Below are 23,360 nucleotides of genomic sequence, written 5' to 3'. Positions count from 1 at the left end.
ACTGTCGCAACAAGACGGTCGTCCAGGCGCACGGATACCGGGGAACGAGCGGCGATCGGCGCGGGATGTTGCGCTTGTGGACGGTCCTGGGCGGCGCCGGCGCAAGGTGGGCCGCCGGGCGCGCAAGGTCGAGTTTGATCCGCCGGTCGCGGATCTTCCGCTGGCCAGAGCGGGTGCGGCATCGTGAAAACGTAAGCAGCCCCCCACGTCACCGTAGGGGGCTGGCAACGCACCCGGGACGCCGAGCCAGATTTCCAGGTCCGCTCGGCGGCCCATCCCATCAGAGAGGATCTGACGTGGGCGCCGCGACTGATAAGACTACCCGCCCCAAGGGGCCCGTGGGGACCCCACGTGACGCCGCCGATACCGGGAAGCGCTGGCTCCTGGAGTTCGGCGGCATCCGGTTCGGCGGCAACGCGCTGCGGGTGACCGGAAAGGCCCCGGACTGGGCGTTCCTCGGGCTGCTCGTGCCGTTCATCGTGGCGGGCAACCTGCTGCTGCACGGCCTCGGCGCGAGCACCGTGCCGCAGAGCCTCGCGGTCAGCGCCGCCAGCGCGCTCCTGGCCAAGCTCGTCGCCTTCCGCACCCGCCGGCGGGCGCCGCAGATCAGGGCGATGATCAGCGCGCTCACCGCGTCCGGCGGCGGCGTCGTCAAGATGGCCGCCGGGCCGCTGCTGATCCCGGCCGTCCCCGGGCCCGGCGCGACGACCCTCGACAGCGTCGCGGCCGGCACGCTGCTCTTCTTCATCCTGCTCCACCTGGTCCGGGAGCTCCTCGTCCGGACCAGGCCGGCGAAGGACTGAGGCCGGTCAGGCGACGTCCATCGTGTACTCGGCGGTGTGCACCTCGCCCGCCACCTGAAAGTCGAGGAAGGCCCGGTAGCGGCCGGTGCTCGGGGCGGTCAGCCAGAACTTGACCGCCCCGTCCACCATTTCCGGCTCCGGGTGGACGTGCACGTACCCGAGGTCGCCCTCGCGGACCACGACCAGGTGGCCGTAGGCGCCGAGGTAGCGCTCCAGCTGGGTGGGGCCGGGCGCGCCGGTGCGGCTCACCCGGAAGAACATCGGCGCGGTCACCCCGATGGTCGGCGTGCCCTCCATCGACACCGCGAACGGCCCGGCGACCGCCCGCGGCGCCGCCGGCGGCAGCGCGGCCGGGGTGTGCGCGCCGGGCACGTGGTGGTCGACCCCCAGGACCAGCGGGAGCTGGGTACCGTCGGTGGCGGTCACCGTGAAGTCGGCGTAGACCCGGTAGCCGCCGGCCCGCGCCAGCGTGAGGGGGACGCTCCAGGTGCCGTCGGGGGCCATCGTGGGGTGCAGATGCTGGTACCCGGAGAGGTCGCGCCCGACCACGATCAGATGCAACGTCTTGTCGTGTACGACGGTGAAGCGCGTCGCCGCCCGCCGGTCCGCGCCGACGACCTGAAACCGGTAGTCCACAGTGGCCCCGGCCGGCTGGGCGCGCCGGTCCGGCCGCAGCGTGTACCCGCCGGCGCTGACCGTGGTGCCGGTCGCCTGCGCCGTGTTCGCGTCGCCCGGGTGGCTGTGCGGGCCGGTACCGGCCGGGTGCTGGTGGCCGTCGCCCGCGGTGACCGCGCCGCCGCCGGTGCTCGTGGGCGCGGCCGGCGCGCCGGCGGTCCCGGCCTCGCCGCCCGTGCCCAGCCGTCCCAGCCCGAACCCGCCGAGCAGGGCCACGACGAGCCCACCGGCCAGCAACGCCAGCCGCGTGTTGGTGAGCCCGCCGGCCGGTGCCCCACCGTCCACAGCGGACCCCGCGGCGGCACCATCGACAGCCGGGACGCTGGAGCCACCGCTCCGCGCGGACGCGCCGCTGGAGCCGGCACTTCGGGCGGACGCGCCGGCGGTCTTGCCGGCCGGGCGCTTCCCGCCGCGCTGCCCGGACCTCGGGCCGGAGGGGCGGGCCCGGCCCGGCGGCCCGCTCGCCACCGCGGGACGGCGGCGCCAGCCGAGGAAGCCGGCGACGGCGGCCGCGATCGCCACCGCCCAGCCGGACCAGGTGACCCAGGCCGGGCTGCCGCCGCCGTCGTCCACGGTCCCGGCCGGCGCCGCCGCGGGCGGGACGGGCGAGACCGGCGGGGCGGCCGGGGCCGAGGGCGAGCCGGTCGAGCCCTGGCCGGCGGAGGTGCCGTGCCGCTCGACCGCCGCGACCAGCGCAGGGTCCGGCTGGTTGGTCGGCGCCGTCCAGCCCCGCGGCACCGCGGTGGCTTTCCCTGCGTAGCGGAACGTCATCGTGCCCCGTACCGCCTCGCCGTCGGAGGCCACCGACAGGTAGCTCACCGAGTACTGGCCGGCGGCGGGGAGGTGGGCCACGGTCACCACCGCGGGGAAGCCGGTCGTGTACTCGCGCGGCTCGAACTTCCCGTCCACCATGAAGTACTCGCGCACCGGCTTGTCCAGGGGCTTCGGCGAGCCGTACGTCCAGCCGCCGTCGACCCGGCCGCCGCCCGGGGCGGTGATCGTGAAGTACGCGTTCGCGGCGACCTTCTCCGTGAAGTAGAGCTCCACCGAGGTCACGGGCGCGGTCACCGTGGCACCCTCGGCCGGGGTGGACATGGCGAGGGTGCCGTGGGCCGCGGCGGGCGGGGCGGCGGCGAGGACGGCGGCCGCGGTCGCGAGCAGGAGCGCGAACGAGGCGGAGAGCGCGCGGCCGGGCGAGGGGAGGGGGCGCATCGCCACATCATCACACCGCGCCGGGCACCAGGTCCTGCTCGGCTTGGCCGGCGATGCGCAGCGCCTCGACCAGGCGGCGGTACAGGTCGTCGGTGGCCAGCAGCTCGGCGTGGGTCCCCTTGGCGCGCACCCGGCCCTCCTCCAGCACCACGATGGTGTCCGCGTCGAGCACTGTGGAGAGCCGGTGGGCGATCGTCACGACCGCACCGGCCGCCGCGCGCTCGCGGACGCACTCCTGCAGCGCCGCCTCGGTCAGCCCGTCGACCTGCGCGGTGGCCTCGTCGAGGAGGAGCACGTCCGGCGTACGCAGGATGGCCCGGGCGAGGGCGATGCGCTGGCGTTCCCCGCCGGAGACCGCGCTCGACGTGAGCGGGGTGTCCAGCCCCTGGTCGAGGGCGTCGACCTTGCCGTCGAGCCGGACCGCCGCGAGCACCGCGCGCAGCTCCTCCTCGGTCGCGTCGGGGTGGGTGAAGAGGAGGTTGTCCCGGATGGTGCCGGGGACGATGGGCGTCTCCTGCTCCACGTACGCCAAGCGGGCGCGCACCTCGCCGTGCCCGTAGGTCCGGTAGGGGCGCCCGTCCAGGAACAGCTCGCCGCTCTCCGGTTCCAGAAACCGCAGCATCAGCGAGAAGAGCGTGGTCTTGCCCGCGCCGGAGGGTCCCACGAGCGCGGTGTGGCCGCGGCGCGGGATGTCGAGGTCGACGTCGCGTACCGCCGGTGGGGTGTCCGGGGTGTAGCGGGCGGTGACGCCGCGGATGGCGAGGATCGGCGCGGCCGGGTCCGGCTGCGCCGCCGCAGGCGCGGGCGCCGCGGCTGGCGGCGCCGGCTCGACCTCGATGGCCTCGATCTGGCGGATGCGGGCCGCGGCCGCGACGCCGGCCTGGAGGGCAGTGACGTTCTGGGTCAGCTCGGTGATGGGGCCCATCAGCTGGAACGCGTACAGCAGGAAGGCGATCAGGCTGGAGATCTCCAGCAGCCCGCGCTCGGCCCGCCACGCGCCGATGCCGAGGATCGCGATGACCGAGAGCTGGATGCCGCTCCACGCGATGGTCCAGACGACGGCGGTACGGCGGGCGGCGCGGATGCTGTACTCGGCGGACTCCCGCGCGTCGGCGACGATCCGCTCGCTCTGCCGGGCCTCGGCGCGGCTGGCCTTGACCGTGCGGATGGCGCGCAGCGCGCCGTCGAGCGTGCCGCCGAGCCGCCCCACCGACTCCTGTGCGGCCTCCTGCGCCTTGGCGATCGTGGGCATGAGCGCGGCCATGATGGCGCCCACGATCACCACGGCGGCGAGCGTGCAGCCGAGCAGCACCAGATCGAGCACGCCCATCAGCACGAGCGTGGCGAGCATGGCGAGGGAGCTGTTGACGATGCCGACGATGCTGCTGGACGCCTCGCGCAGCAGCCCGGTGTCGGAGGTGGCCCGGGTGACGAGCTCGCCGCTGGGACGGCGGGTGAGGTCGCCGACGGTGGCCGCGAAGTACCGCCGGATGATCGACACCCGCGCGTCCAGGATCACCCGCTCGGCGAGCGTGCCCATCAGGATCCATTGACGCAGCGAGATGCCGGCGCCGACCACCACGAGCGCGACCAGCGCGGTGAGCGGCCAGGCCATCGAGCCGCCGAGCGAATCGAGCACCCACTTGGTGACCATCGGGGTGGCGAGGCCGGCGGCGTTGGCCAGCAGGCCGAGCAGGAGGCCGACGACGAGCGTCGGGGTGTGCGGGGTGAGGAAGGAGACGAGGGTACGGATGCGTGGCCCCATGCCCCGAGTGGAACATGATTGTTCCAATACGGTCAAGTGGAATGCCAGATAGGCACACTGCTAGCCTCTTTACGTGGTGGACACGCAGGACACGGCCAGCCGGGCCCGCACCCGGCAGGCGATCATCGACGCCGCCATCGCCGTGCTCGGGAAAAACCTGTCCGCCCCTCTCAGCGAGGTCGCCACCGCCGCCGACGTCGGTCGCACGACCCTGCACCGGTACTACCCGGAGCGCTCCGACCTGCTCAGCGCGGTGCGGGCGGAGAGCGTCCTCCGCCTCGAGCGGGCCACCGAGCACGCCCGCCTCGACGAGGGCACCGGCGCCGAGGCGCTGCACCGGCTCTGCGAGGAGTACTTCGAGCTCGGCGACGTGCTCTCCCTGGTCTTCGGTGACCCGCACTGCCTCGAGGAGGTCGACCGGGGCCAGTCCGGCGCCGAGGACCGCTTCAAGGCCGTGGTCGAGCGCGGCCACCGGGACGGCTCGATCGACCCGGAGCTGCCGGCGACCTGGCTGGAGAGCGTGCTCTGGTCCCAGCTCTACGCCGCGTGGAGCTACGTGACTGACAGTGGCGAGTCCCGTCACCACGTGCTCCGCCTGATGCTCCGCACGCTCGCCGGCGCGGTCAGCCCGCCGCCGTGAGCCAGGACACCTATCCCGACCCGGGAGCGGCTAAACCGGTGGATCGTGTGATCCTGTACACGGAAACATGACGGGGGACGACGGCCGCCGCCACCCACGGCCGCCGGGGATCTGGAGGGTTACGTGAAGAGCCAAGCCGAGGTCGCGCCCGACAAGTTGGACGCGACCGTCCTCAAGATCGCCGGCGTCGTCGTGCTCGGCGCGATCATGTCGATCCTCGACATCACGGTCGTCAGCGTCGCGCTGCCGACCTTCCAGACCGAGTTCGACGCGACGTACGCCGAGGTCGCGTGGACGATGACCGGCTACACCCTGGCCCTGGCCACGGTGATCCCGCTCAGCGGGTGGGCGGCCGACCGGTTCGGCACCAAGCGGCTGTACATGCTGGCGGTGCTGCTCTTCACGCTCGGCTCCGCGCTCTGCGCCACCGCCGACTCGATCGGCCAGCTGATCGCCTTCCGGGTCCTGCAGGGCCTCGGCGGCGGCATGCTCATGCCACTCGGCATGACGATCATGACGCGGGCGGCCGGCCCGGCGCGGATCGGCCGGCTGATGGCCGTCCTGGGCATCCCGATGCTGCTCGGCCCGATCGGCGGCCCGATCCTCGGCGGCTGGCTGATCGACGCGGCGAGCTGGCACTGGATCTTCCTGATCAACCTGCCGATCGGCGCGATCGCGCTGGTGTACGCGTTCTTCGCCCTGCCCAAGGACTCCGCCGAGCCGTCCGAGTCGTTCGACTTCATCGGCATGCTGATGCTCTCGCCGGGCCTGGCCCTCTTCCTGTTCGGCGTCTCGTCGCTGCCGGAGACCGGCACGATCACCGCCACGAAGGTCTGGGCCACGATGCTGGCCGGCGGGCTCCTGGTGATCCTCTTCGTGCTGTACTCGTTCCGCCCCCGGCACCCGCTGCTCGACCTGCGCCTCTTCCGCAACCGCAACCTGACCATCGCGTCCGTGTCGCTGTTCGTGTTCATCATCGCGTTCATGGGCGCCGGCCTGCTCTTCCCGAGCTACTTCCTGCAGGTGCGGGGCGAGTCGACGCTCCACGCCGGCCTGCTGATGGCCCCGCAGGGCATCGGCGCGATGCTCACCATGCCGATCGCCGGCACGCTCGCCGACAAGATCCCGGTCGGGCGCACCGTGCCGTTCGCGATGGCGCTCATCGCCGCCGGCTTCTTCACGTTCACCCAGGTCGGCACCGACACCTCGTACCTGCTGCTGTGCGGCTCGCTGTTCGTCATGGGGCTCGGCATGGGCGGCACGATGATGCCGATCATGACCTCCGCGCTGCGGACGCTGAGCAGCCACGACACCGCCCGCGGGTCGACGCTGGTCAACATCCTCCAGCAGATCGGCAGCTCCGCCGGCGCCGCGACAATGTCGGTCATCCTCACCAGCCAGCTGAACGGGTCGACGCCGATCCCGGGCCTGAACGACCCGGGCACCGGCGAGCCGATCACCGAGGCCAGCGCCGCGATCGCGGTACAGCACGGCGCCCAGATCCCGCTGCCGCCGGACGTGCTCTCCCGGGGCCTGGCGTTCGTGGCCGACTCGTTCGCCACGACGTTCTGGGTCGGCTTCGTACTGGTGCTGCTGACGTTCATCCCGATCGCGTTCCTGCCGCGCAAGCGGGCGGCCTCGCCGCTCGTGGTGAGCGACGACGTCCGCGACCTCGGCGGCGACAAGCCGGCACCGGCCACGATGATCCACTAGGGCTGTTTCAAATTCCGGGCCGGACGAGTCCGGTTTCGTAGGCGAGGACGGCGACGCGAAACCCGCCGGCGGGCAGCGGGCCGGCCTCCAGCGTGCCGCCGACCAGGCGGGCCCGCTCACGCATCCCGATCAGCCCGGCTCCCCCACCGGCGGGCGCCGGTGCCGCGGTGCCGTCGTCGGTGACCGGCCCGGTTGACCGCGACCGCGAGCCCGGCCGCGCCGAGCGAGGCGGCGAGCGCGTCCACCTGGTCGAGGCCGGGGCGGGGGCCGCTCGGGTCGGGGTCGCCGGTACGCATGGTCTCCAGCATCGCGCGCAGCTCGGCGAGGGCGGCGCGGCCGTGCTCCTGGATGGTGTCGAGCGCGGCGCGGGCCCGTTCCGGGCGGGCGTCGAAGACGTCGGCGGCGGCGCCGGCCTGCACGACCATCAGCGACACGGTGTGCGCCACCACGTCGTGCAGCTCGCGGGCGAGGCGGGCGCGCTCGTCGGCGACGATCCGGCGGCGCTCCTCGGCCCGGCGCACCGCCCGGCCCCGGGCCAGCTCGCCCCAGCTCCAGCCCAGGAGGGTGGCGAAGAGGGCGATGACGAAGCTCTGCCCGCCGCCGGTCACCAGCTCGACCGGGGTCAGCGCCACCACCACGCCGAGCAGCCACAGCGACTGGCGGGGCGGGCGGAGCCGGGACACGTACGTGAGCGGCGCGGCGATCAGCCCCAGCCAGCCCGCGTCCGGGGCGACTGCCTCGAAGCCGGCGCCGGCGACCAGCGCCACGGCGATCGCCCAGCCGAGGTGGCGGCGCATCAGCGACAGCGACGCGCCCTGCGCCAGGGCACAGACGACGGCCACGGCGATACCGGCCGGGCCGGGCCGCCCGTCCGGGACGGCCAGCACGAGGGTGACGAGCCCGATGGCGACGACGGCGCCGATGATCCCGTCGAGGACGGCGGGCCGGCAACGGATGGCGTTCATGGACATCACGGTATGCGGCGGCGGGCGCGCGGCCATCGGGCCCGGGACCGACCGGGCGGCTCCGGCACATCCGTCCCGGGACGGAGGCGAGGTCCGGTCCCGCGGGCGATCCGGGACGAGGCCCGCACGGCGGATCGCGGTGTGCGTCGATCCACTCCAGGAGGTGCCCCGAAATGACGACGACTCTGAAACCGAAGGCAAGGCCGGTCGCGCGTACCCGTGCGGTCTGGATCGTGGGAGCGGCGGCCGCGACCGGCGTGGTCTGGGCGGCCGCCCGCGGGCTCGGCGCCGATCTGACCGCCGACGGGCGGGCGGTGACGCTGCCCGCGGTGCTGGTGACGACGGTCCTGGTCGGGCTGGCGGCGTGGGCGCTGCTCGCGCTGCTGGAACGCCTCACCCGGCACGCCGCGACCGCCTGGACGTGCGTGGCGGTGGCGGTGCTGCTGCTCTCGCTGGCCGGGCCGGTCGGCGCGGCGCGGACCGGGGGCGGGACGGCCGCGCTCCTCGCGATGCACCTGGCGGCCGCCGCGGTGCTGGTCCCCGGCCTGCGCCGGACGGCCGCCCGCTAGGGGGTGAGCGTCACGGTGGTCGTACGGGTGTAGAAGTCGCGCGCGGCCGGGCCCTGCTCGCGCGGCCCGTAGCTGGACTGCTTCGCCCCGCCGAAGGGCGCGTGGAAGTCGACGCCGGCGGTCGGCGCGTTCACCTTGGCCATGCCGACGTCGAGGCGGGGCGCGAGGGTCAGTGCGTGCCCCAGGTCGCGGGTGAAGAGGGCGGCGACCAGGCCGTACCGCACGGAGTTGGCGGCCTCGACCGCGGCCTCCGGCGAGGCGGCCGGCACCACCGCGCAGATCGGCCCGAAGACCTCCTCGGTGAGCAGCTCGTCCCCCTCGGGTACGCCGCTGACGACGGTCGGCCCCACGAACCAGCCGGCGCGGTCGAGCGGCCGGCCGCCGGTGAGCACCTTCGCACCCCGGCTGGCCGCCCGGTCGGCGGCGTTGACGACCGCGTCGCGGGCCCCCGCCTCGATGACCGGTCCGACGGCGGTGCCCGGCTCGGTGGGGTCGCCGACGCCGAGCGCCTCGACGGCCGCGACCAGCCGCTCGGCGAAGCCGTCCGCGTCGCCGACCACGATGACGCGGCTGGTGGCGGTGCACTTCTGGCCGGCGTACCCCATCGCGGCGGCGGCGATGGCCTGGGCGGCGGCGGCGAGGTCGGCGTCGGGGAGGACGATCGAGGCGTTCTGCCCGCCCATCTCGCACTGCACCGGGACGCCCCGCTCGGCGGCCGCCCGCCGTACCCGCGCCCCGGCCGCCACCGACCCGGTGAACGAGACCGCGTCGGCCCGTTCCACCAGCGCCGCGCCGGCCGCACCGCCGCCGGTGACCACGGTCAGCACCCCGTCCGGCAGCGCGCCGGCGAAGAGCTCGGCCAGCCGCAGCGCGACCGCCGGGGACTGCTCGGCCGGCTTGAGCACCACGCCGTTGCCGAACGCGAGCGCCGGAGCCGCCTTCCAGAGCGGGATGGCGACCGGAAAGTTCCACGGCGTGATCAGCCCGGCGACCCCGTGCGGGCGGCGGCGGGTGTGCAGCAGCGAGGCGCCGTCGGCGGGCGGGTAGACGTCGCCCTCGGGCAGCAGGGCGGCCTGCGCGAAGTACCGCAGGATCGCCACGCCCCGGGCCACCTCGCCGGCCGCCTCGCCGACCGGCTTGCCCACCTCGCGTACGACCAGCGCGGCGACCTCCCCGGCGGCGGCCGCGAGGGCGTCGGCGCAGGCGCCGAGCGCGGCCGCCCGCTCGGTGGCCGGCCGGCGGGCCCAGCCGGCGCCGGCCGCGCGGGTGCGCTCCACGGCCGCCGACACCTCGGCGGCCGGGCTGTCCGGCACCTGGACGACCAGGTCGTCCGGCGACTGCGGCGAGCGGCTCTCGATGTGGTCCACGTTCATCCCCCTGTACCGACGACCATGACCGGGTTGCGCAGAGTTCCTACCCCGGCGACGTCGATCGTCACCACGTCGCCGGCCTGGAGCGTGAAGTCGCGGTCCGGGACCGCGCCGGTGCCGGTGAGCAGCACGACGCCCGCGGGAAAGTCCAGCGCCCGGGTCAACCAGGAAACCAGATCCGCCGGGGTACGGGCCAGCCGGGCGGTCGACGTCTCGGCGCTCCACGCCACCGCGCCCTCCCGCTCCACCCGCACCGCCACCGGGAACGGCCCGGGCCCCGCCTCCCACACCGGCACGATCGCCGGGCCGAGCGCGCAGGAGCGCGTGTACACCTTGGCCTGCGGCAGGTAGAGCGGGTTCTCCCCCTCGATCGAGCGGCTGCTCACGTCGTTGCCGACCGTGTACCCGAAGACCTCGCCGGCCGCGTTGACCACCAGGCCCAGCTCGGCCTCCGGCACGTCCCAGCCGGAGTCGGCGCGGATCCCGACCGGCTCGCCGTCGCCGACGACCCGCCCGGCGGTCGCCTTGAAGAAGATCTCCGGACGGGGCGCGGTGTACACGTGGTCGTAGAGCCCGGCGTGCCCGGCCTGCTCCGACTCCTCCCGGCGCCCTTCGCGGCTGCGCTGGTAGGTGACGCCGGCGGCCCACACCTCCTGCGCGTCGACGGGCGCCCGGACCGGAGCCGCCTGGGCCGCCTCGGCCGCGGCGTCGTAGCGTTCGCGCGCCTCGGCCAGGGGTACCGCCAGGAGGTCGGCCAGGGTGGCACCGAGCCCGAAGCGGTGCCCGTCCGCCGCTTCCACGGCCCAGCCGGCGTCGGTGCGGACCAGTCGCGTCACAGCGCGATGGTATCCGTGATCATGTCCGCGGCCGTTGCCGGTCCGGCTGGACCGTGGCTTCGGCGCGCGTCCCCCAGGCCGCGCGGCCGCCCCTCGGACCGCACCCGCCCCCTCGGGCAGGGCCTCCGTCCCCGGACCGGGCCGCCGGGCCGTCCGCGGACCGGGGCCGCTCGGGGTCAGGCGGGGAGTTCGCTGGTCTCCTGGCGGGGAACCAGTACTGCAACGCCACCTTCCCCGGGTAGCCGGGGTCGGTCGCCACGTGCGCGTACACGGCCGGCGGCGTCGTGCCGTCGATCCGCTCCGCCCACCGCTGGTAGCCGCAGCCCGGGTGCAGCGGGTTGCCGGGGAAGTCCAGGTGGTACTCGTACCGCCCGGCCGACAGGTCCGCCGCGCTCGGCCCGATCTCCACCAGGTCGGTGGAGGTCCACGGCCCGCGCAGCGCCACCGTGGACTGTCCGAAGAGCACGTCGACGTCCAGCGGCCGGTAGGGCTCGCCGTAGCCGCACTCCTCGTCCTGCCGGACCAGCAGCACCACCGGCGCGTACCGCTGGGCCAGCGCCGTCTCGTCGCCGATGTCCGCGCGGGCGGGAGCGCCGCCGGCGGCGAGCGGCCCACCGGCGGCGAGAGCCGACGCGACCACCCACCGCGTCACCCGCCACCAGCGCATAACGCTCATTCTGGCCGTGCCAGCACCATCGGGTACGCGATTGCTAGGATCGCCGGTCGATGACCGTGACGGACCGCTCCGCCCTCGAACGTTTCCGCTCCCGCGTCCGCGGCTGCCTGATCGGCGGCGCGGTCGGTGACGCGCTGGGCGCGCCCGTGGAGTTCATGTCGCTGGAGCGCATCCGCGCCGAGCACGGCCCGGACGGCCTCAGCGACATCGTCACCGACTCCGCCGGCGTCGCCCCGGTCACCGACGACACCCAGATGACCCTCTTCACCGTGGAGGGCCTGATCCGCGCCGCGGTACGCGCTGACCGCGGAGTCAGCCACCCGCCGTCGCTGGTGCACCGCGCCTACCTGCGCTGGCTCGACACCCAGCGCCTCCCCGGGCCGCCGCCGGAGCCGAGCGGGTGGCTGGCCGCCCAGCCCTGGCTGTACGCTCGCCGCGCCCCCGGCAACGCCTGCCTCTCCGGCCTCGAGTCGCCCGGCATGGGCACCCCGGAGCGGCCCAAGAACCCGGGCTCCAAGGGCTGCGGCACGGTCATGCGCTCCGCGCCGTTCGGCCTGTACCCGCAGGCGTGGGCGACGCCGGAGGCGGTCTTCGACCTCTCCGCCGAGTGCGCCACGCAGACCCACGGCCACCCGACCGGCTACCTGGCCGCCGGGGCGTTCGCCGCGATCGTCCGCGCCCTGGTCGACGGCGCGGACCTGCGCGCGGCGGCCGCGGTCGCGCTCGACCTGCTCGCCACCCGCACCGGCCACGAGGAGACCACGGCGGCGCTGCGGGCCGCGCTGGCCGCGGCGGACGCCGATCCGCGCTCCCCCGACCGGATCGAACGCCTGGGCGGCGCCTGGGTCGCCGAGGAGGCGCTCGCCATCGGCGTCTACTGTGCACTGTCCTATCCAGACCCGGACGAGGTGCGCCGGGCCCTCCTGCTCTCCGTCAACCACTCGGGCGACAGCGACTCGACCGGCTCCATCTGCGGCAACCTCCTCGGCACCTGGCACGGCGAGACCGCCCTGCCCCCGGACTGGGTCGCCGCGGTCGAGGGGCGCGGCACGATCCTGGAACTCGCCGACGACTGGGCCATGGAGCAGACCCAGCCCACCCACCTCCACGGCGACCACGGCCCGCCCCTGCGGTGGCTCCGCCGCTACCCCGCCTGACCCCGGGTGGGCGGTCGTATGCTGGCCGGGTGCGGATCGCGTTCGGGGCCGACGACGACAACGAGACCACCCGGGCGGTGGTCGACTACCTGTCCGGGCTCGGCGAGGTGGTCCGCGTCGACACCTCCCAGCCGTGGCCGCGGATCGGCGCCGCCGTGGGTCGCGCCGTGACCGGCGGCGAGGCCGACCTGGGCGTGGTGATGTGCTGGACCGGCACCGGCACGGCCATCGCCGCCAACAAGGTGCCCGGCGTCCGCGCCGCGCTGGCCTGGGACCCCTGGATCGCCAAGGGCGCCCGCCTCTGGAACGACGCGAACGTCCTCGCCATGAGCCTCAAGCGCCTGGCCCCGGACGTCGCGGTCGAGGTGGCGCGCGCGTTCTTCGAGACCGCCGAGCCCGACCCCGACGAGGCGGGCAACATCGCGCTCCTGTCCGACCTCGACCAGACCCCGTGACCCGCGCGCCGCGCCGCCGCCGGTCCCCGCGCGCCACCACCGCGCGGTGTGGCAGGCCGCCGCCTGCGAAGCCCTGCCCATTCGGTCACGGCCATAGGGACTCCGGAAGGTGGATGCCCTAACGTTCACGGCATGCGGGGTACCGGTGTGCGGGTGCTCGTGGTGGGGGCGGGGATCGCCGGGTTGGCGGCCGCCCGCACGCTGCGGGCCTGGGGCGCGGATGTCGAGATCGTGGAGCGGTCGGCGGCCGCGCGGGCGGACGGGGCCGGCATCTACCTGCCGGGAAACGCGGTCCGGGCGCTCGACGACCTCGGGCTCGCGGGGGAGGTGGCGGCGCGGGCGGTGGAGATCCAGCGCCAGCGGGTCAGCGACCACAGGGGACGGTCCCTGATGGACCTGGCGATGGCGGAGGTCTGGCACGGGGTGGGGCCGTGCCTGGCGCTGCGCCACGCGGAGCTGCACCAGGTGCTCCTGGCCGGCGCCACCGACGTGCCGATCCGCTGGGGTGGCACGGTCGAGTCCATCGTGGACTCCGGCGGCGGGGTGCGGGTGGCGTTCGGCGACGGCACGCGGGAGGGGTACGACCTCGTGCTGGGCGCCGACGGGGTGCACTCGGCGGTGCGACGGCTGCTCTTCGGCCCGTCCGCCGCCGCCCGGCCGGCCGGGCAGTACGCGTGGCGTTTCCTCGCCCGCTGGCCCGACTCCCGTCCAGTGTGGTCGGTGCTGGTAGGGCGCGGCAGCGCGTTCCTGACGATCCCGATCGGGGGCGGCCTCGTCTACGTCTACTGCGACGGGCCGCTCGACGCGCCCCGGGTGCCGCCGCGGGAGCTGCTCGCCGGATTCGCCGAGCCGGCGCCGACGGTGCTCGACGCCGCCCTGGACGGGATGCGCAGTGGCCCGATCGAGGAGGTCGCGCTCCCCCGCTGGTCGCGCGGGTCGGTGCTGCTGATCGGCGACGCCGCGCACGCCACCTCGCCCAACATGGCCGAGGGCGCGGCGATGGCGGTCGAGGACGCGCTGGTACTGGCGGACTGCCTGGCGGCGGCCGGGTCGATCGGCGGCGCGCTGCGGGCGTTCGAGGAGCGCCGCCGGCCGCGCACCGAGTGGGTACGGGCCCAGACCCACCGCCGGGATCGCAGCCGCGCGCTCCCCACCCCGCTGCGCAACCTGGTGCTCGGCCGGCTGGGCGTGCGGCTCTTCCAGGCGAGCTACCGGCCGCTGCGGGACCGTCCCTGAGGCGGCCCGTGGGTCGACTGTCCGAACTGGAGGTATACGCTCAGTAGCGGTCGGTGCCGGGCCGTCGTGGGGGCGGCCCGGCGCTCACCTCCACGACCAGCGGCCGGTGGTCGGAGAAGGGCACCCGCGGGGTCTCCGCGGTCCCCTCGGCCGGCCACCGCGCTCCCCCGCGCCGGTCCAGCAGTACATGGTCGAGCTGCACCCGCGGCTGCCAGGCCGGGTAGGTCGCCCGGCGGGCCAGCGGCCGCCATCCGGAAACGAGTGCCGCCGCGCGGGCCGGCATGTTGAGGTCGCCGAGCAGCAGCCGCGGCGACGGGAGCCGGCGCAGTGCCCGTACCACCAGGCGCAGCTGGCCGGCGTTCCAGGCGGGCACGAACGACAGGTGGGTGGTCGCGACGGTGAACGGCCCGTCCGGCCCCTCGATCACGGCGGCGAGCACGACCCGCGGCTCGTCGCGCAGCCACATGAACCCGCCGGGCGCGAAGATCGGCGACCGCACCGGCGCGCCGGTCAGCCGGGTGACGTGCCAGGACCGTACCGGCCAGCGGCTGACCAGGCTCACCCCGAAGCTCGGCTCGTCGACGCCGTCCTCGTCGTGGACCAGCCGCCGGTACGCCTCCCCGGGCGTCCCGATCAGCGCCGGCGCGAACCGGTGCGCGGTCGCGCCGCTCGCCTCGGCGGCCAGCGCGGTGAGGTCGAGGTGGCCGCTGCGGGCCTGCCCCCGGTCGACCTCCTGCAGCCCGAGCACGTCGGCCTTGAGCTCGGCGACCGCCAGCCGGAAGCGCTCCCGCTCCACCGCCCCGTCGTCGAGCGACCTTCCATGCAGGACGTTGAAGGTGGCCAGGCGCACGGGTTCCAGCCTACGGGCGGCACGATCCGCCTGCCGCCGTCTCTTACTATGAACAAAGTTAACTGATAAGCTTCCTGCCCAATCGACGATGATTGGGGTTCTCGTGGGCGCTCGGCGTGTCTTGTTGGCCCTGGTGACAGGGGTGGCGGCGGCGGTTGTCGCCGGGATCGGCCTCGCGCCGAACGTCGGGGCGGCGCCCCAACTGCTCGTGGTCTGCACCGCGCCGGCGTGGGCCGAAGGCAACACCTACACGGCCGGCGCCCAGGTCACCTACGCCGGCCGCCTCTACCAGGCCCTGGTCACGCACACCGCGTACCCGGGCACGGGTTGGAACCCGGCGGCCACCCCCTCGCTCTGGCGCGACCTCGGCGCCTGCGACGGCGGGGTCTCGCCCACCCCGACGCGGACGCCCTCCGCGTCACCCACGCCGACCCCGACGCGGACCGCGTCGCCCACCCCGACCCCGACGCCCACGGGCGGCACGACCTGCGCGGTCAAGTCGCGGCCCGGGGGCAAGGTCCTGCAGGGGTACTGGGAGAACTGGGACGGCGCGGCGAACGGCGTGCACCCGCCGCTCGGCTGGATCCCGATCACCGACGCCCGGATCCGCCAGCACGGCTACAACGTGATCAACGCGGCGTTCCCGGTGATCCTCTCCGACGGCACGGTGCTGTGGCAGGACGGCATGGACGCGGGCGTGAGGGTGGCCACGCCGGCGGAGATGTGCGCGGCCAAGGCGGCCGGCGCCACGATCCTCATGTCGATCGGCGGCGCCACGGCCGGCATCGACCTGTCGTCGTCCACTGTGGCCGACCGGTTCGTCGCCACGATCGTGCCGATCCTCAAGCGGTACAACTTCGACGGCATCGACATCGACATCGAGACCGGCCTCACCGGCAGCGGCAACATCAACCAGCTCTCCGCCTCGCAGGCCAACCTGATCCGCATCATCGACGGGGTGCTCGCCCAGATGCCGTCCAACTTCGGGCTCACGATGGCGCCGGAGACCGCGTACGTGACCGGCGGCAGCGTCACCTACGGCTCGATCTGGGGCGCGTACCTGCCGATCGTCAAGAAGTACGCGGACAACGGCCGGCTCTGGTGGCTCAACATGCAGTACTACAACGGCAGCATGTACGGCTGCTCCGGCGACTCGTACGCGGCCGGCACCGTGCAGGGCTTCACGGTGCAGACCAACTGCCTCAACAGCGGGCTGGTCATCCAGGGCACGACGATCCGCGTCCCGTACGACAAGCAGGTCCCCGGCCTGCCGGCCCAGCAGGGCGCCGGCGGCGGCTACATGTCCACGGGCCTGGTGAGCCAGGCGTGGGGCTCGATCAACGGGCAGCTCAAGGGGCTGATGACCTGGTCGATCAACTGGGACGGCTCGCGCAACTGGACCTTCGGCGACAACGTCCGCGCCCTGCAAGGCAGGTAAGGCGGAGAGGGGCGTCCGCACCGGACGCCCCTCTCCTGTCGTGCCCTACAGCGGCGGGTACGCGTTCGCGATCAGCTCCTCGAACTGGGCCTGGAACCAGTGCCCGGAGAGCGGGGCGTCCGCCAGCGCGCCGGACATGTTGTTCTGGTTGCGCGGGTTCCCCTCGTACGTGGGGTCGCACATCCGGTCGAAGCCCTTGCCCTCGTCATTCGGGATCTCGCGGCTCGCGCCGTCGGACTCACCCGGCGGCTTGATCCACACGTACGCGTCGATGCCCGACTCGGGCGACGCCGTCGGCCGCTCGCCGATGCCCGCCCCGGACTGGTTGCACCAGTTGCCGAGGTGGATCCGGCGGTCCAGCCGGGACTCGTTCACGAACGTCTCGGGGTCCGTCGACGTGCTCGCCGAGGTGGGCCGGTCGGGGCCGCCCCAGCCGTTGCGGGAGGTGTCGATCAGCATGCCGATGTTGTCGTCGAACGCCATGTTGGCGAGCAGGTTGCGGTACGCCTGGGCGTAGGAGAGCTCGTCCACGTACCGGTTCCAGTCCACCCAGGACGAGTTGCCCTCGCGGACGACCTTGCCACCCACGACGGTGTTCGCGTCGAAGAACGGCTCGTCCAGGATCCCGTAGTTCGCCGTGTTGGTGATGAAGCCGTGCACGTCCGCGGGCGTGGCGCCGCCCGAGTTCGCGGCCTGCAGGAACACGTCGGCCGAGGCCTGGAAGTTGTCGTCCCAGCCCAGCCAGCCGTGGTGCCCGGCGTCGATGTAGTTGTAGACGTTCTCGATCGCGCCGAGCTGCGCCAGGGCGTACCCGACGCCCTGGATGTAGTTGCCGTTCGCCTTCATCGCGTCGCACTCGGGCGTGAAGGTCTCCCGCGGGCTGACGTTCGTCACCAGGTTGGGCAGCGAGTCGATCTCGATGATCGTGACGATCCGCAGGCTGGCGTAGGCCGGGTCGCCCAGGATGCCGGCGATCACGTCGATGTACTCGGACTCGTACCGGTCCAGCTCGTCCGGGCCGAGTTCGCCGTTGGAGGCGAGCGCGGCGCAGTCCCGGCCGGGCAGGTTGTAGATGACCACCTGGATCAGGTCGGCGCCCTGGGACAGGGCCTCGTCGAGGTGGTCCCGCAGGCCCATGGTGTTGGACCCGGCGGAACCGGACTCGATCGCGGCGATCCGGTCCAGCCAGATCGCGGTGGGCTGGTCGGCGATCGCCGCGCCACCGTTCGCCGAGGCCTGCGCCGACCACTCCGGGTTGACGTAGACCTGGGCGCCCTCGTACGGGTTGTCGACCCGCGCCAGCGCGCTGGCGGAGCCGGTGCCGATGGCGACGGCCCCGGCCATCAGCGTGAACGCGGCGGCCACGGCGAGGCCGCGGCGCAACCGACGGTTGACGTGCATGCGATTTACTCCTTGTGGGGTCGCGTGCGGAATCCCCGGCAAGTCCCACGACCGCATGGCGCGCCCTGCGCGCGGCGGCCCTCCCGGGGGCGGTGACCCGCGGAGACGCGCGCGACGACCATCGCCGCGGGACACCACCGGAACGTCAGCCAACCCTGCCCGGACCTCGGGCGGCTGTGCGTCAGGTCAGCGGCGGGGGGCCGTCGCGGGGCGTACACCAATGCCCCCGTGCCCTGTGGTAGCCCCAGCGAACGGTCAAACGACCCGGATCGCCCTCAACCGGCTGCCTGGCGCGGCTCTACCCGTACCATATTGCACCCGATTGGATCCTTCAATAGCACTTCATCGATTTCTTTCGCGATCAAGCCGATTGAAGCGATTGAACGGATGTGCGCTCATCGTCCTATTTGGACACCGTCCGCCTGGAGTACCCCTACCCCACTCCCCCGATCCGAAACCTTGTGGCGGGCGACCAGGTACAACGGGGCGGCGGCCGCGAGCACGGCGGCGCCCACGAGCATCGCGGCGCTGACCGAGGTGGCATCGGCGAGCGCGGTCAGGGTCAGCAGGCCGAGGGCACCCGCCGGCTGGGCCATCATCGAGTTCAACGACAGCACCGTCGTGCGGTACGGGCCGTCGACCTGGCGGTGCAGCAGTCCCATGTGGACCGGGTTGGCGGCGCCGTGCACGACGTAGCAGAGCAGGTACGCGGCGAGAACGCCGACCGGGCCGGCCAGCAGCGCCATGCCGACCACCGTCGCGCCCTGCAGCACCCGCAGCACGGCGCCGGTCCACGGCGCGCCGATCCGGCCGGCGGCCAGCGGCACCAGCGCGGCCCCGGCGGCCGACGCGACCCAGGCGGCCGAGCCGGCCGGGCCGAGCAGCGCGGCGGCGGTGTCGGCGTCGCCGACCACCTCGGTCAGCCGCACCGGCAGCAGCATCTCGAACGTCACCATGCCGAAGCCCCAGAACAGCTCGACGGCGACCACGGCGAGCAGCACCCGGGAGCGGCGCAGCAGCCCGAACGCGGCGCGGACGGTCCCGGGCACCTGCCGCACAGAGGCGACGAGCGGGGCCGCTCCCCCGGCGGGCCGCACCTCGGCCAGCAGCAGCGCGACCGCGACCAGCGACAGCGCCTGGACCGCGATCGCGGCCAGCACCGGGACGGCGAGCGGGTTCACGCCGGGCAGCGGGTCGAGGGCGACGAGCCCACCGGCGGCCAGCGCGCCGCCGGCGATGGACAGGCCGGTGACGACCCCACCGCGGCTGAGACCGCCCTCGATGTCGGCCTCGGGGTCGGCGGCGAGAGCGGCGTCCACGTACCACGCGTCGAGCGGACCGCTGTCGAGGGCGCGGTAGACGCCCTGCAAGGCGAAGACCGCGACGAACAGCGGCAGCGAACCGGCGACCGCGAGCAGCCCGAACGACGCCAGGTTGACGAATCCGGCCAGGAGCAGCACCGGCCGCCGGCCGAGCGCGTCGGCGAGGCCGCCGGTGGGCAGCTCCAGAGCGAGCACCAGCAGCCCTTGCGCGACGCCGGCGGCGCCGACCTGGCTGAGCGTGAGGCCACGGTCAAGCGGCAGGAGCACGAGAATCGGGATGATCAGCCCGCTGGCGAGCCAGCGCAGCCCGAGCAGCAGCAGGTAGCGCCGGCGGGCCCGCACGGCGCCGAGCGCGCTCATCACCCCGGCCCGTCCGGTGCCAGCCGGGGGAAGCCGGCGAAGAACACCAGCACCTGATCGCCATCGCCGGTGGCCTCGCGCTGGTAGCGGTCGACCACGGCGTGCAGCTCATCGTTGAGCGCGCGCAGCCGGTCGGGCGGCAGCCGGAGCCCGAAGTCGCTGACCTCGGCCGCGTCCCGCCAGTCCGGAGGGTGCGAGTAGTGGTCGCGCACCCAGCTGGCCAGCAGCTCCGCGAACAGCCGCACCTGGTGCTCCGAGAGCCACATGGCGGCCGCCCGGTCGTCAGGGTCGTCGACGACGTCCCTGCTCCGCCAGCCGTGCTCGTGGTGCGCCGCCCGCCACCACCGCTCCCGGCCATGCCCCTGCCCGGCCTCCTCGACCACCAGGCCGACGGCGGCGAGCTGGCGCAGGTGATAGCTGGTCGCGCCGGTGTTGGTGCCCATCGCCGCGGCCAGCCGGGTGGCGGTGGCCGGGCCGTCCAGCCGCAGCGCGGTGAGCAGCCGCGACCGCAGCGGATGCGCCAGCACTCGCAGCTGACGGCTGTCCAGCCGGATCGCGGATCGCCGCTCCTGAGACGTCACGGGGTCACGGTAGCGTGCACAAGAAGTGTGCACAATATCTTTGCATGGAACTTGTGCATCGCTGCGTGCCTTACCGAAAGCCGTCTCTTGACGAGTTGGCGTGCGTCGATGACGCTGGTTGCCAGAAACCGCCTCTTCGGCGCTGTGGCGGCCCTCTCCCGGGCCCGCCTCGGGCGGTGCGTCCACCGTCGCCCGACGCCTGGAGGTGTCATGTCGCCGTACTCCCTTGTCCGCGCGCGACCACGTCGCGCCCTCGCCGCCGCCCTGGCCGTGCTGCTCGCCGGCCTGCTCGGCGCGATCGCGATCGCCCAGGGGCGGGCCGGCGCGGCCGGTCCGCTGATCTCCCAGGGCAGGCCCGCGACCGCCTCGTCCGTCGAAGCCGACGCGGACGGGCTCGCCGCCCGCTTCGCCGTCGACGGCAACCCGGGTACCCGCTGGTCCAGCGCGTTCAGCGATCCACAGTGGATCCAGGTGGACCTCGGCCAGAGCGCCGCGATCGACCAGGTGACCCTGGTCTGGGAGGCGGCGTACGCGACCGGGTTCCGGATCGAGACCTCGACCGACGGCGGCGCCTGGACCCAGGTCTACGCCACCACCACCGGCACCGGCGGCACGCAGACCCTCGCGGTGAGCGGCTCCGGGCGCTACGTCCGCCTCACCGGTACGGCGCGGGCGACCGGCTACGGGTACTCGCTCTGGGAGTTCCAGGTCTTCGGCACGGTCGGCGGCGCCCCCACGACGCCACCGACCAGCCAGCCGCCGCCGGGTGGGACGCCCATCTCGGAGTACCGGAACGTGACCGCCTCCTCGTACGAGGGTGGCAACGCCCCGGCTGCCGCGCTGGACGGGCGGGCGACCACGCGGTGGTCCAGCGAGTTCAGCGATCCACAGTGGATCCAGGTGGACCTGGGCGGGGTGGCCACGATCACCGGGGTGACGCTGATGTGGGAGGCCGCCTACGCGACCGCGTACCGGATAGAGACCTCGACCAACGGCACCGCCTGGACCCAGGTCTACGCCACGACCGCCGGGCGGGGCGGCACCGAGCGGCCGGCGGTCACCGGCAGCGGGCGCTACGTCCGGCTGACCGGCACCGCGCGGGCGACCGGCTACGGGTACTCGCTCTGGGAGTTCCAGGTCTTCGGGTCGGTGGACACCCAGGCGACCACGCCGCCGATGCTCTCCGGCCCGACCCGGCCGCCGGGCACGACCGGGCAGTTCCAGCTCAGCGCGCCGGCCAACGGCGCGATGATCACCAACACCCGCCGGCCGCCGCTGTCCTGGGCCGCCGTCGGCGGCGCGGCCCGCTACCAGGTCTGGCTCAACGTCAGCCGTACCGACTACGACTTCGCGGCCGCCGGCAACCTCGTCGACCTGTACACGAAGGTCGCCGAGCCGACCGGCACCGGCTACACGCCGACCTGGGACATCGCCGACCGGTGGACCTACAAGTGGTACGTGGTCGCGGTCAACGGGTCGGGCGGCACCGTCGCCACCTCGAACATCCGGCAGTTCAGCCTCTACCTGCCGGCGCTGGAGACGGTCGCCGACGGCGTCGGGATCGTGAACGGCGCCCGCGACCTCAACCGCGACGGCGCCATCGCGCCGTACGAGGACTGGCGGCTGCCGGTCGAGTCGCGGGTCAGCGACCTGCTCGGGCGGATGACGCTCGAGGAGAAGGCGTACCAGATGTTCTACAACGCGCAGCAGTTCGCCCAGTCGGGGTGGCACTTCGGGCCGGCCGGCGCGGCCGACCTGCACGCCAACCTGATCCGGGCGAGCGGCACCCGGCTGGGCATCCCGTTCGTCTCGGCGGGCGACACCATCCACGGGTACCAGACGACCTACCCGACGCAGAGCGCGCTCGCCGCCGGGCGCAACTACCCGCTGGACTACAAGCTCGGCGACATGCAGCGCCGCGAGCAGCTGGAGGTGGGGACCCGCGGCGTGCTCGGGCCGCTCGCCGAGGTGGGCACCAAGGTGCTGTACCCGCGCATCCAGGAAGGCAACGGAGAGAGCGCCGAGGTCGCGGCCGCACAGGTGCGGGCGCTGGTCGCCGGCCTGCAGGGCGGTCCGGAGCTCAACCCGGCGTCGGTGCTCGCCACGGTCAAGCACTGGCCCGGCGAGGGCGCCGGCGGCGAGGCGCTGATCGTGTACGACGCGGTGACCATCAAGTACCACATGATCCCGTTCCGGGCCGCGATGGAGGCCGGCGCGGTCAACATCATGCCCGGGTACGCCGGCAGCTCCTACCTCGACCCGGGCGGGCCGGGGGCCGGCGACAGCGCGCCGATCCTCGCCTACCTGCGGCAGAACCTCGGCTACACCGGCCTCATCACCACCGACTGGCTTCCCTCCGGCTCGTGGGTCGGCGCGGCGCGGGCCGGCTCGGACGTGATGGGCGGCGCCGACCCGGGCGCGCCGGGGTACAGCATCGGCACGTTCACCGCGGGTGTGCCGGCGGCCCGGATCGACGACGCGGTACGGCGGGTGCTGCGGCTGAAGTTCCAGCTCGGCATCTTCGAAAACCCGTACGGCGACCCGGTCAACGGCCCGTACCGCTTCCACATGCCGCAGTACACGGCGCTCGCCGACCAGGCCGCGCGGGAGTCGACGACGTTGCTGCGCAACAACGGCGTGCTCCCGGTACGCCTGGGCGCCGGCGACAACATCGTGGTGGCCGGGCCGCGCGCCACCGACTCCGGCGCCTGCTGCATCTGGACCAGCTACTTCCACCAGGAGTACGGCTCGCAGAACCTCCTCGAGGCGATCCGGGCGCGGGCGGCGCGGGCCGGCGTCAACGTGTACCAGGACTCCGGCCCGTCGCCGAAGCTCGCGGTGGTGGCGGTCGGCGAGGGCTCGTACACCCACGCCACCAGCTGGGTGAAGGAGCAGCCGTACCTCCCCGCCGACCAGCTGGCCGTCATCCAGAACTTCCAGCGGCAGGGCATCCCGGTCGTCGTCCTGCTGGTCATGCCCCGCCCGTACGTGATCAGCGAGTGGCACGAGCTGGCCAGCGCGCTCGTCGTCACGTACCGCGGCGGCGAGGAGATGGGACCGGCCGTGGCCGGCCTGCTCTTCGGCGACTACCAGCCGCGGGGCAAGCTCCCGTGGCAGCTGCCGCGCACGCTCGACCAGGTGCTCCGGCCGGGCGGTAGTGACGTCCTCGCGGACGCCAACGAGCAGTGGGACCTGCCGTACGACCTCGGCGCCACCGCCGCCCAGCGCACCGAGATCCGGGCCCGGATCGACGCCGGGCAGCCGGTGCCGACGAACTACGGCAACCCGCTGTACCCGTTCGGCGCCGGCCTGACCGGGTTCTAGGTGGAGGCGGGC

18 protein-coding genes and 1 pseudogene are annotated in these 23,360 nt (G+C 74.0%); 9 read left to right on the top strand and 10 right to left on the bottom strand.

The window, feature by feature from the left end:
* The first annotated feature begins 338 nt into the window (after positions 1-338).
* Entirely contained in the window at positions 339-803 is a 465-nt protein-coding gene (locus tag RB614_RS17580; protein ID WP_308713598.1) for a hypothetical protein, read from the top strand.
* Positions 804-809: 6 nt separating this feature from the next.
* On the opposite strand, the gene RB614_RS17575 is transcribed toward RB614_RS17580, so the two are convergent.
* Complete coding sequence (locus RB614_RS17575; protein WP_308713597.1) at positions 810-2,690, bottom strand: copper resistance CopC family protein; 1,881 nt, start codon at positions 2,688-2,690, stop codon at positions 810-812.
* 10 nt (positions 2,691-2,700) lie between these two features.
* On the bottom strand, positions 2,701-4,455 hold the full coding sequence (locus tag RB614_RS17570) for an ABC transporter ATP-binding protein (RefSeq protein WP_308713596.1): 1,755 nt from the start codon (positions 4,453-4,455) through the stop codon (positions 2,701-2,703).
* A 73-nt stretch (positions 4,456-4,528) separates the two neighbouring features.
* Here RB614_RS17570 and RB614_RS17565 point away from each other — a divergent pair, with 73 nt between their 5' ends.
* Positions 4,529-5,095: a TetR/AcrR family transcriptional regulator gene (locus RB614_RS17565; protein ID WP_308713595.1), complete on the top strand. Its 567-nt coding sequence runs from the start codon at positions 4,529-4,531 to the stop codon at positions 5,093-5,095.
* Positions 5,096-5,218: 123 nt separating this feature from the next.
* Positions 5,219-6,808, top strand: a complete 1,590-nt coding sequence (locus tag RB614_RS17560; RefSeq protein WP_308713594.1) for a DHA2 family efflux MFS transporter permease subunit — start codon at positions 5,219-5,221, stop codon at positions 6,806-6,808.
* A gap of 116 nt (positions 6,809-6,924) precedes the next feature.
* Here RB614_RS17560 and RB614_RS17555 read toward each other — a convergent pair whose 3' ends face one another.
* Positions 6,925-7,773 carry a histidine kinase dimerization/phosphoacceptor domain-containing protein gene (locus tag RB614_RS17555; protein ID WP_308713593.1) on the bottom strand — a complete coding sequence of 283 codons (849 nt, stop codon included), beginning with the start codon at positions 7,771-7,773 and terminating at the stop codon, positions 6,925-6,927.
* Positions 7,774-7,946: 173 nt separating this feature from the next.
* On the opposite strand from RB614_RS17555, the gene RB614_RS17550 reads away from it, so the two are divergent.
* Positions 7,947-8,342 (top strand): DUF6069 family protein, encoded by a 396-nt coding sequence (locus RB614_RS17550; protein ID WP_308713592.1) that lies wholly within the window; start codon positions 7,947-7,949, stop codon positions 8,340-8,342.
* Here the strand turns inward: RB614_RS17550 and RB614_RS17545 are convergent.
* Genes RB614_RS17545 through RB614_RS17535 form a run of 3 tightly spaced genes read right to left on the bottom strand, consistent with a single transcriptional unit; the run spans position 8,339 to position 11,215 of the window.
* Positions 8,339-9,709: an aldehyde dehydrogenase family protein gene (locus RB614_RS17545; RefSeq protein WP_308713591.1), complete on the bottom strand. Its 1,371-nt coding sequence runs from the start codon at positions 9,707-9,709 to the stop codon at positions 8,339-8,341. The genes RB614_RS17550 and RB614_RS17545 overlap by 4 nt on opposite strands.
* A gap of 2 nt (positions 9,710-9,711) precedes the next feature.
* The gene (locus RB614_RS17540; RefSeq protein ID WP_308713590.1) at positions 9,712-10,548 is read right to left on the bottom strand and encodes a fumarylacetoacetate hydrolase family protein; all 837 of its coding nucleotides are present in this window, start codon (positions 10,546-10,548) and stop codon (positions 9,712-9,714) included.
* Positions 10,549-10,567: 19 nt separating this feature from the next.
* Positions 10,568-11,215, bottom strand: coding sequence for a hypothetical protein (locus RB614_RS17535; RefSeq protein ID WP_308713589.1), 648 nt, complete (start codon positions 11,213-11,215; stop codon positions 10,568-10,570).
* A 59-nt stretch (positions 11,216-11,274) separates the two neighbouring features.
* Between RB614_RS17535 and RB614_RS17530 the strand changes: the two genes are divergently transcribed.
* The 3 genes from RB614_RS17530 (at position 11,275) to RB614_RS17520 (ending at position 14,072) form a co-directional block, all read left to right on the top strand.
* Entirely contained in the window at positions 11,275-12,381 is a 1,107-nt protein-coding gene (locus RB614_RS17530; protein ID WP_308713588.1) for an ADP-ribosylglycohydrolase family protein, read from the top strand.
* A gap of 29 nt (positions 12,382-12,410) precedes the next feature.
* The gene (locus RB614_RS17525) at positions 12,411-12,836 is read left to right on the top strand and encodes an RpiB/LacA/LacB family sugar-phosphate isomerase (protein ID WP_308713587.1); all 426 of its coding nucleotides are present in this window, start codon (positions 12,411-12,413) and stop codon (positions 12,834-12,836) included.
* Between the two features lie 132 nt (positions 12,837-12,968).
* Positions 12,969-14,072: an FAD-dependent monooxygenase gene (locus tag RB614_RS17520; RefSeq protein WP_308713585.1), complete on the top strand. Its 1,104-nt coding sequence runs from the start codon at positions 12,969-12,971 to the stop codon at positions 14,070-14,072.
* A gap of 40 nt (positions 14,073-14,112) precedes the next feature.
* On the opposite strand, the gene RB614_RS17515 is transcribed toward RB614_RS17520, so the two are convergent.
* Positions 14,113-14,922 (bottom strand): endonuclease/exonuclease/phosphatase family protein, encoded by an 810-nt coding sequence (locus RB614_RS17515; protein WP_308713584.1) that lies wholly within the window; start codon positions 14,920-14,922, stop codon positions 14,113-14,115.
* 88 nt (positions 14,923-15,010) lie between these two features.
* Here RB614_RS17515 and RB614_RS17510 point away from each other — a divergent pair, with 88 nt between their 5' ends.
* Positions 15,011-16,360 carry a carbohydrate-binding protein gene (locus RB614_RS17510; protein WP_428983031.1) on the top strand — a complete coding sequence of 450 codons (1,350 nt, stop codon included), beginning with the start codon at positions 15,011-15,013 and terminating at the stop codon, positions 16,358-16,360.
* 45 nt (positions 16,361-16,405) lie between these two features.
* Here the strand turns inward: RB614_RS17510 and RB614_RS17505 are convergent.
* The 3 genes and pseudogenes from RB614_RS17505 to RB614_RS17495 form a co-directional block, all read right to left on the bottom strand.
* Positions 16,406-17,659: pseudogene (locus RB614_RS17505) on the bottom strand (glycoside hydrolase family 6 protein); the annotation flags it as partial.
* Positions 17,660-18,156: 497 nt separating this feature from the next.
* Positions 18,157-19,443, bottom strand: a complete 1,287-nt coding sequence (locus tag RB614_RS17500; protein ID WP_308713582.1) for an MFS transporter — start codon at positions 19,441-19,443, stop codon at positions 18,157-18,159.
* Entirely contained in the window at positions 19,443-20,024 is a 582-nt protein-coding gene (locus RB614_RS17495) for a helix-turn-helix domain-containing protein (protein ID WP_308713581.1), read from the bottom strand. The genes RB614_RS17500 and RB614_RS17495 overlap by 1 nt, the downstream gene beginning before the upstream one ends.
* A 210-nt stretch (positions 20,025-20,234) precedes the next feature.
* Here RB614_RS17495 and RB614_RS17490 point away from each other — a divergent pair, with 210 nt between their 5' ends.
* Positions 20,235-23,348 (top strand): discoidin domain-containing protein, encoded by a 3,114-nt coding sequence (locus RB614_RS17490; protein WP_308713580.1) that lies wholly within the window; start codon positions 20,235-20,237, stop codon positions 23,346-23,348.
* The last annotated feature ends 12 nt before the right edge of the window (positions 23,349-23,360 follow it).

It is taken from the genome of Phytohabitans maris, assembly GCF_031085175.1.
Classification (GTDB): Bacteria; Actinomycetota; Actinomycetes; order Mycobacteriales; family Micromonosporaceae; genus Phytohabitans; species Phytohabitans maris.
This window is presented reverse-complemented; position numbering and strand designations above follow the sequence as displayed.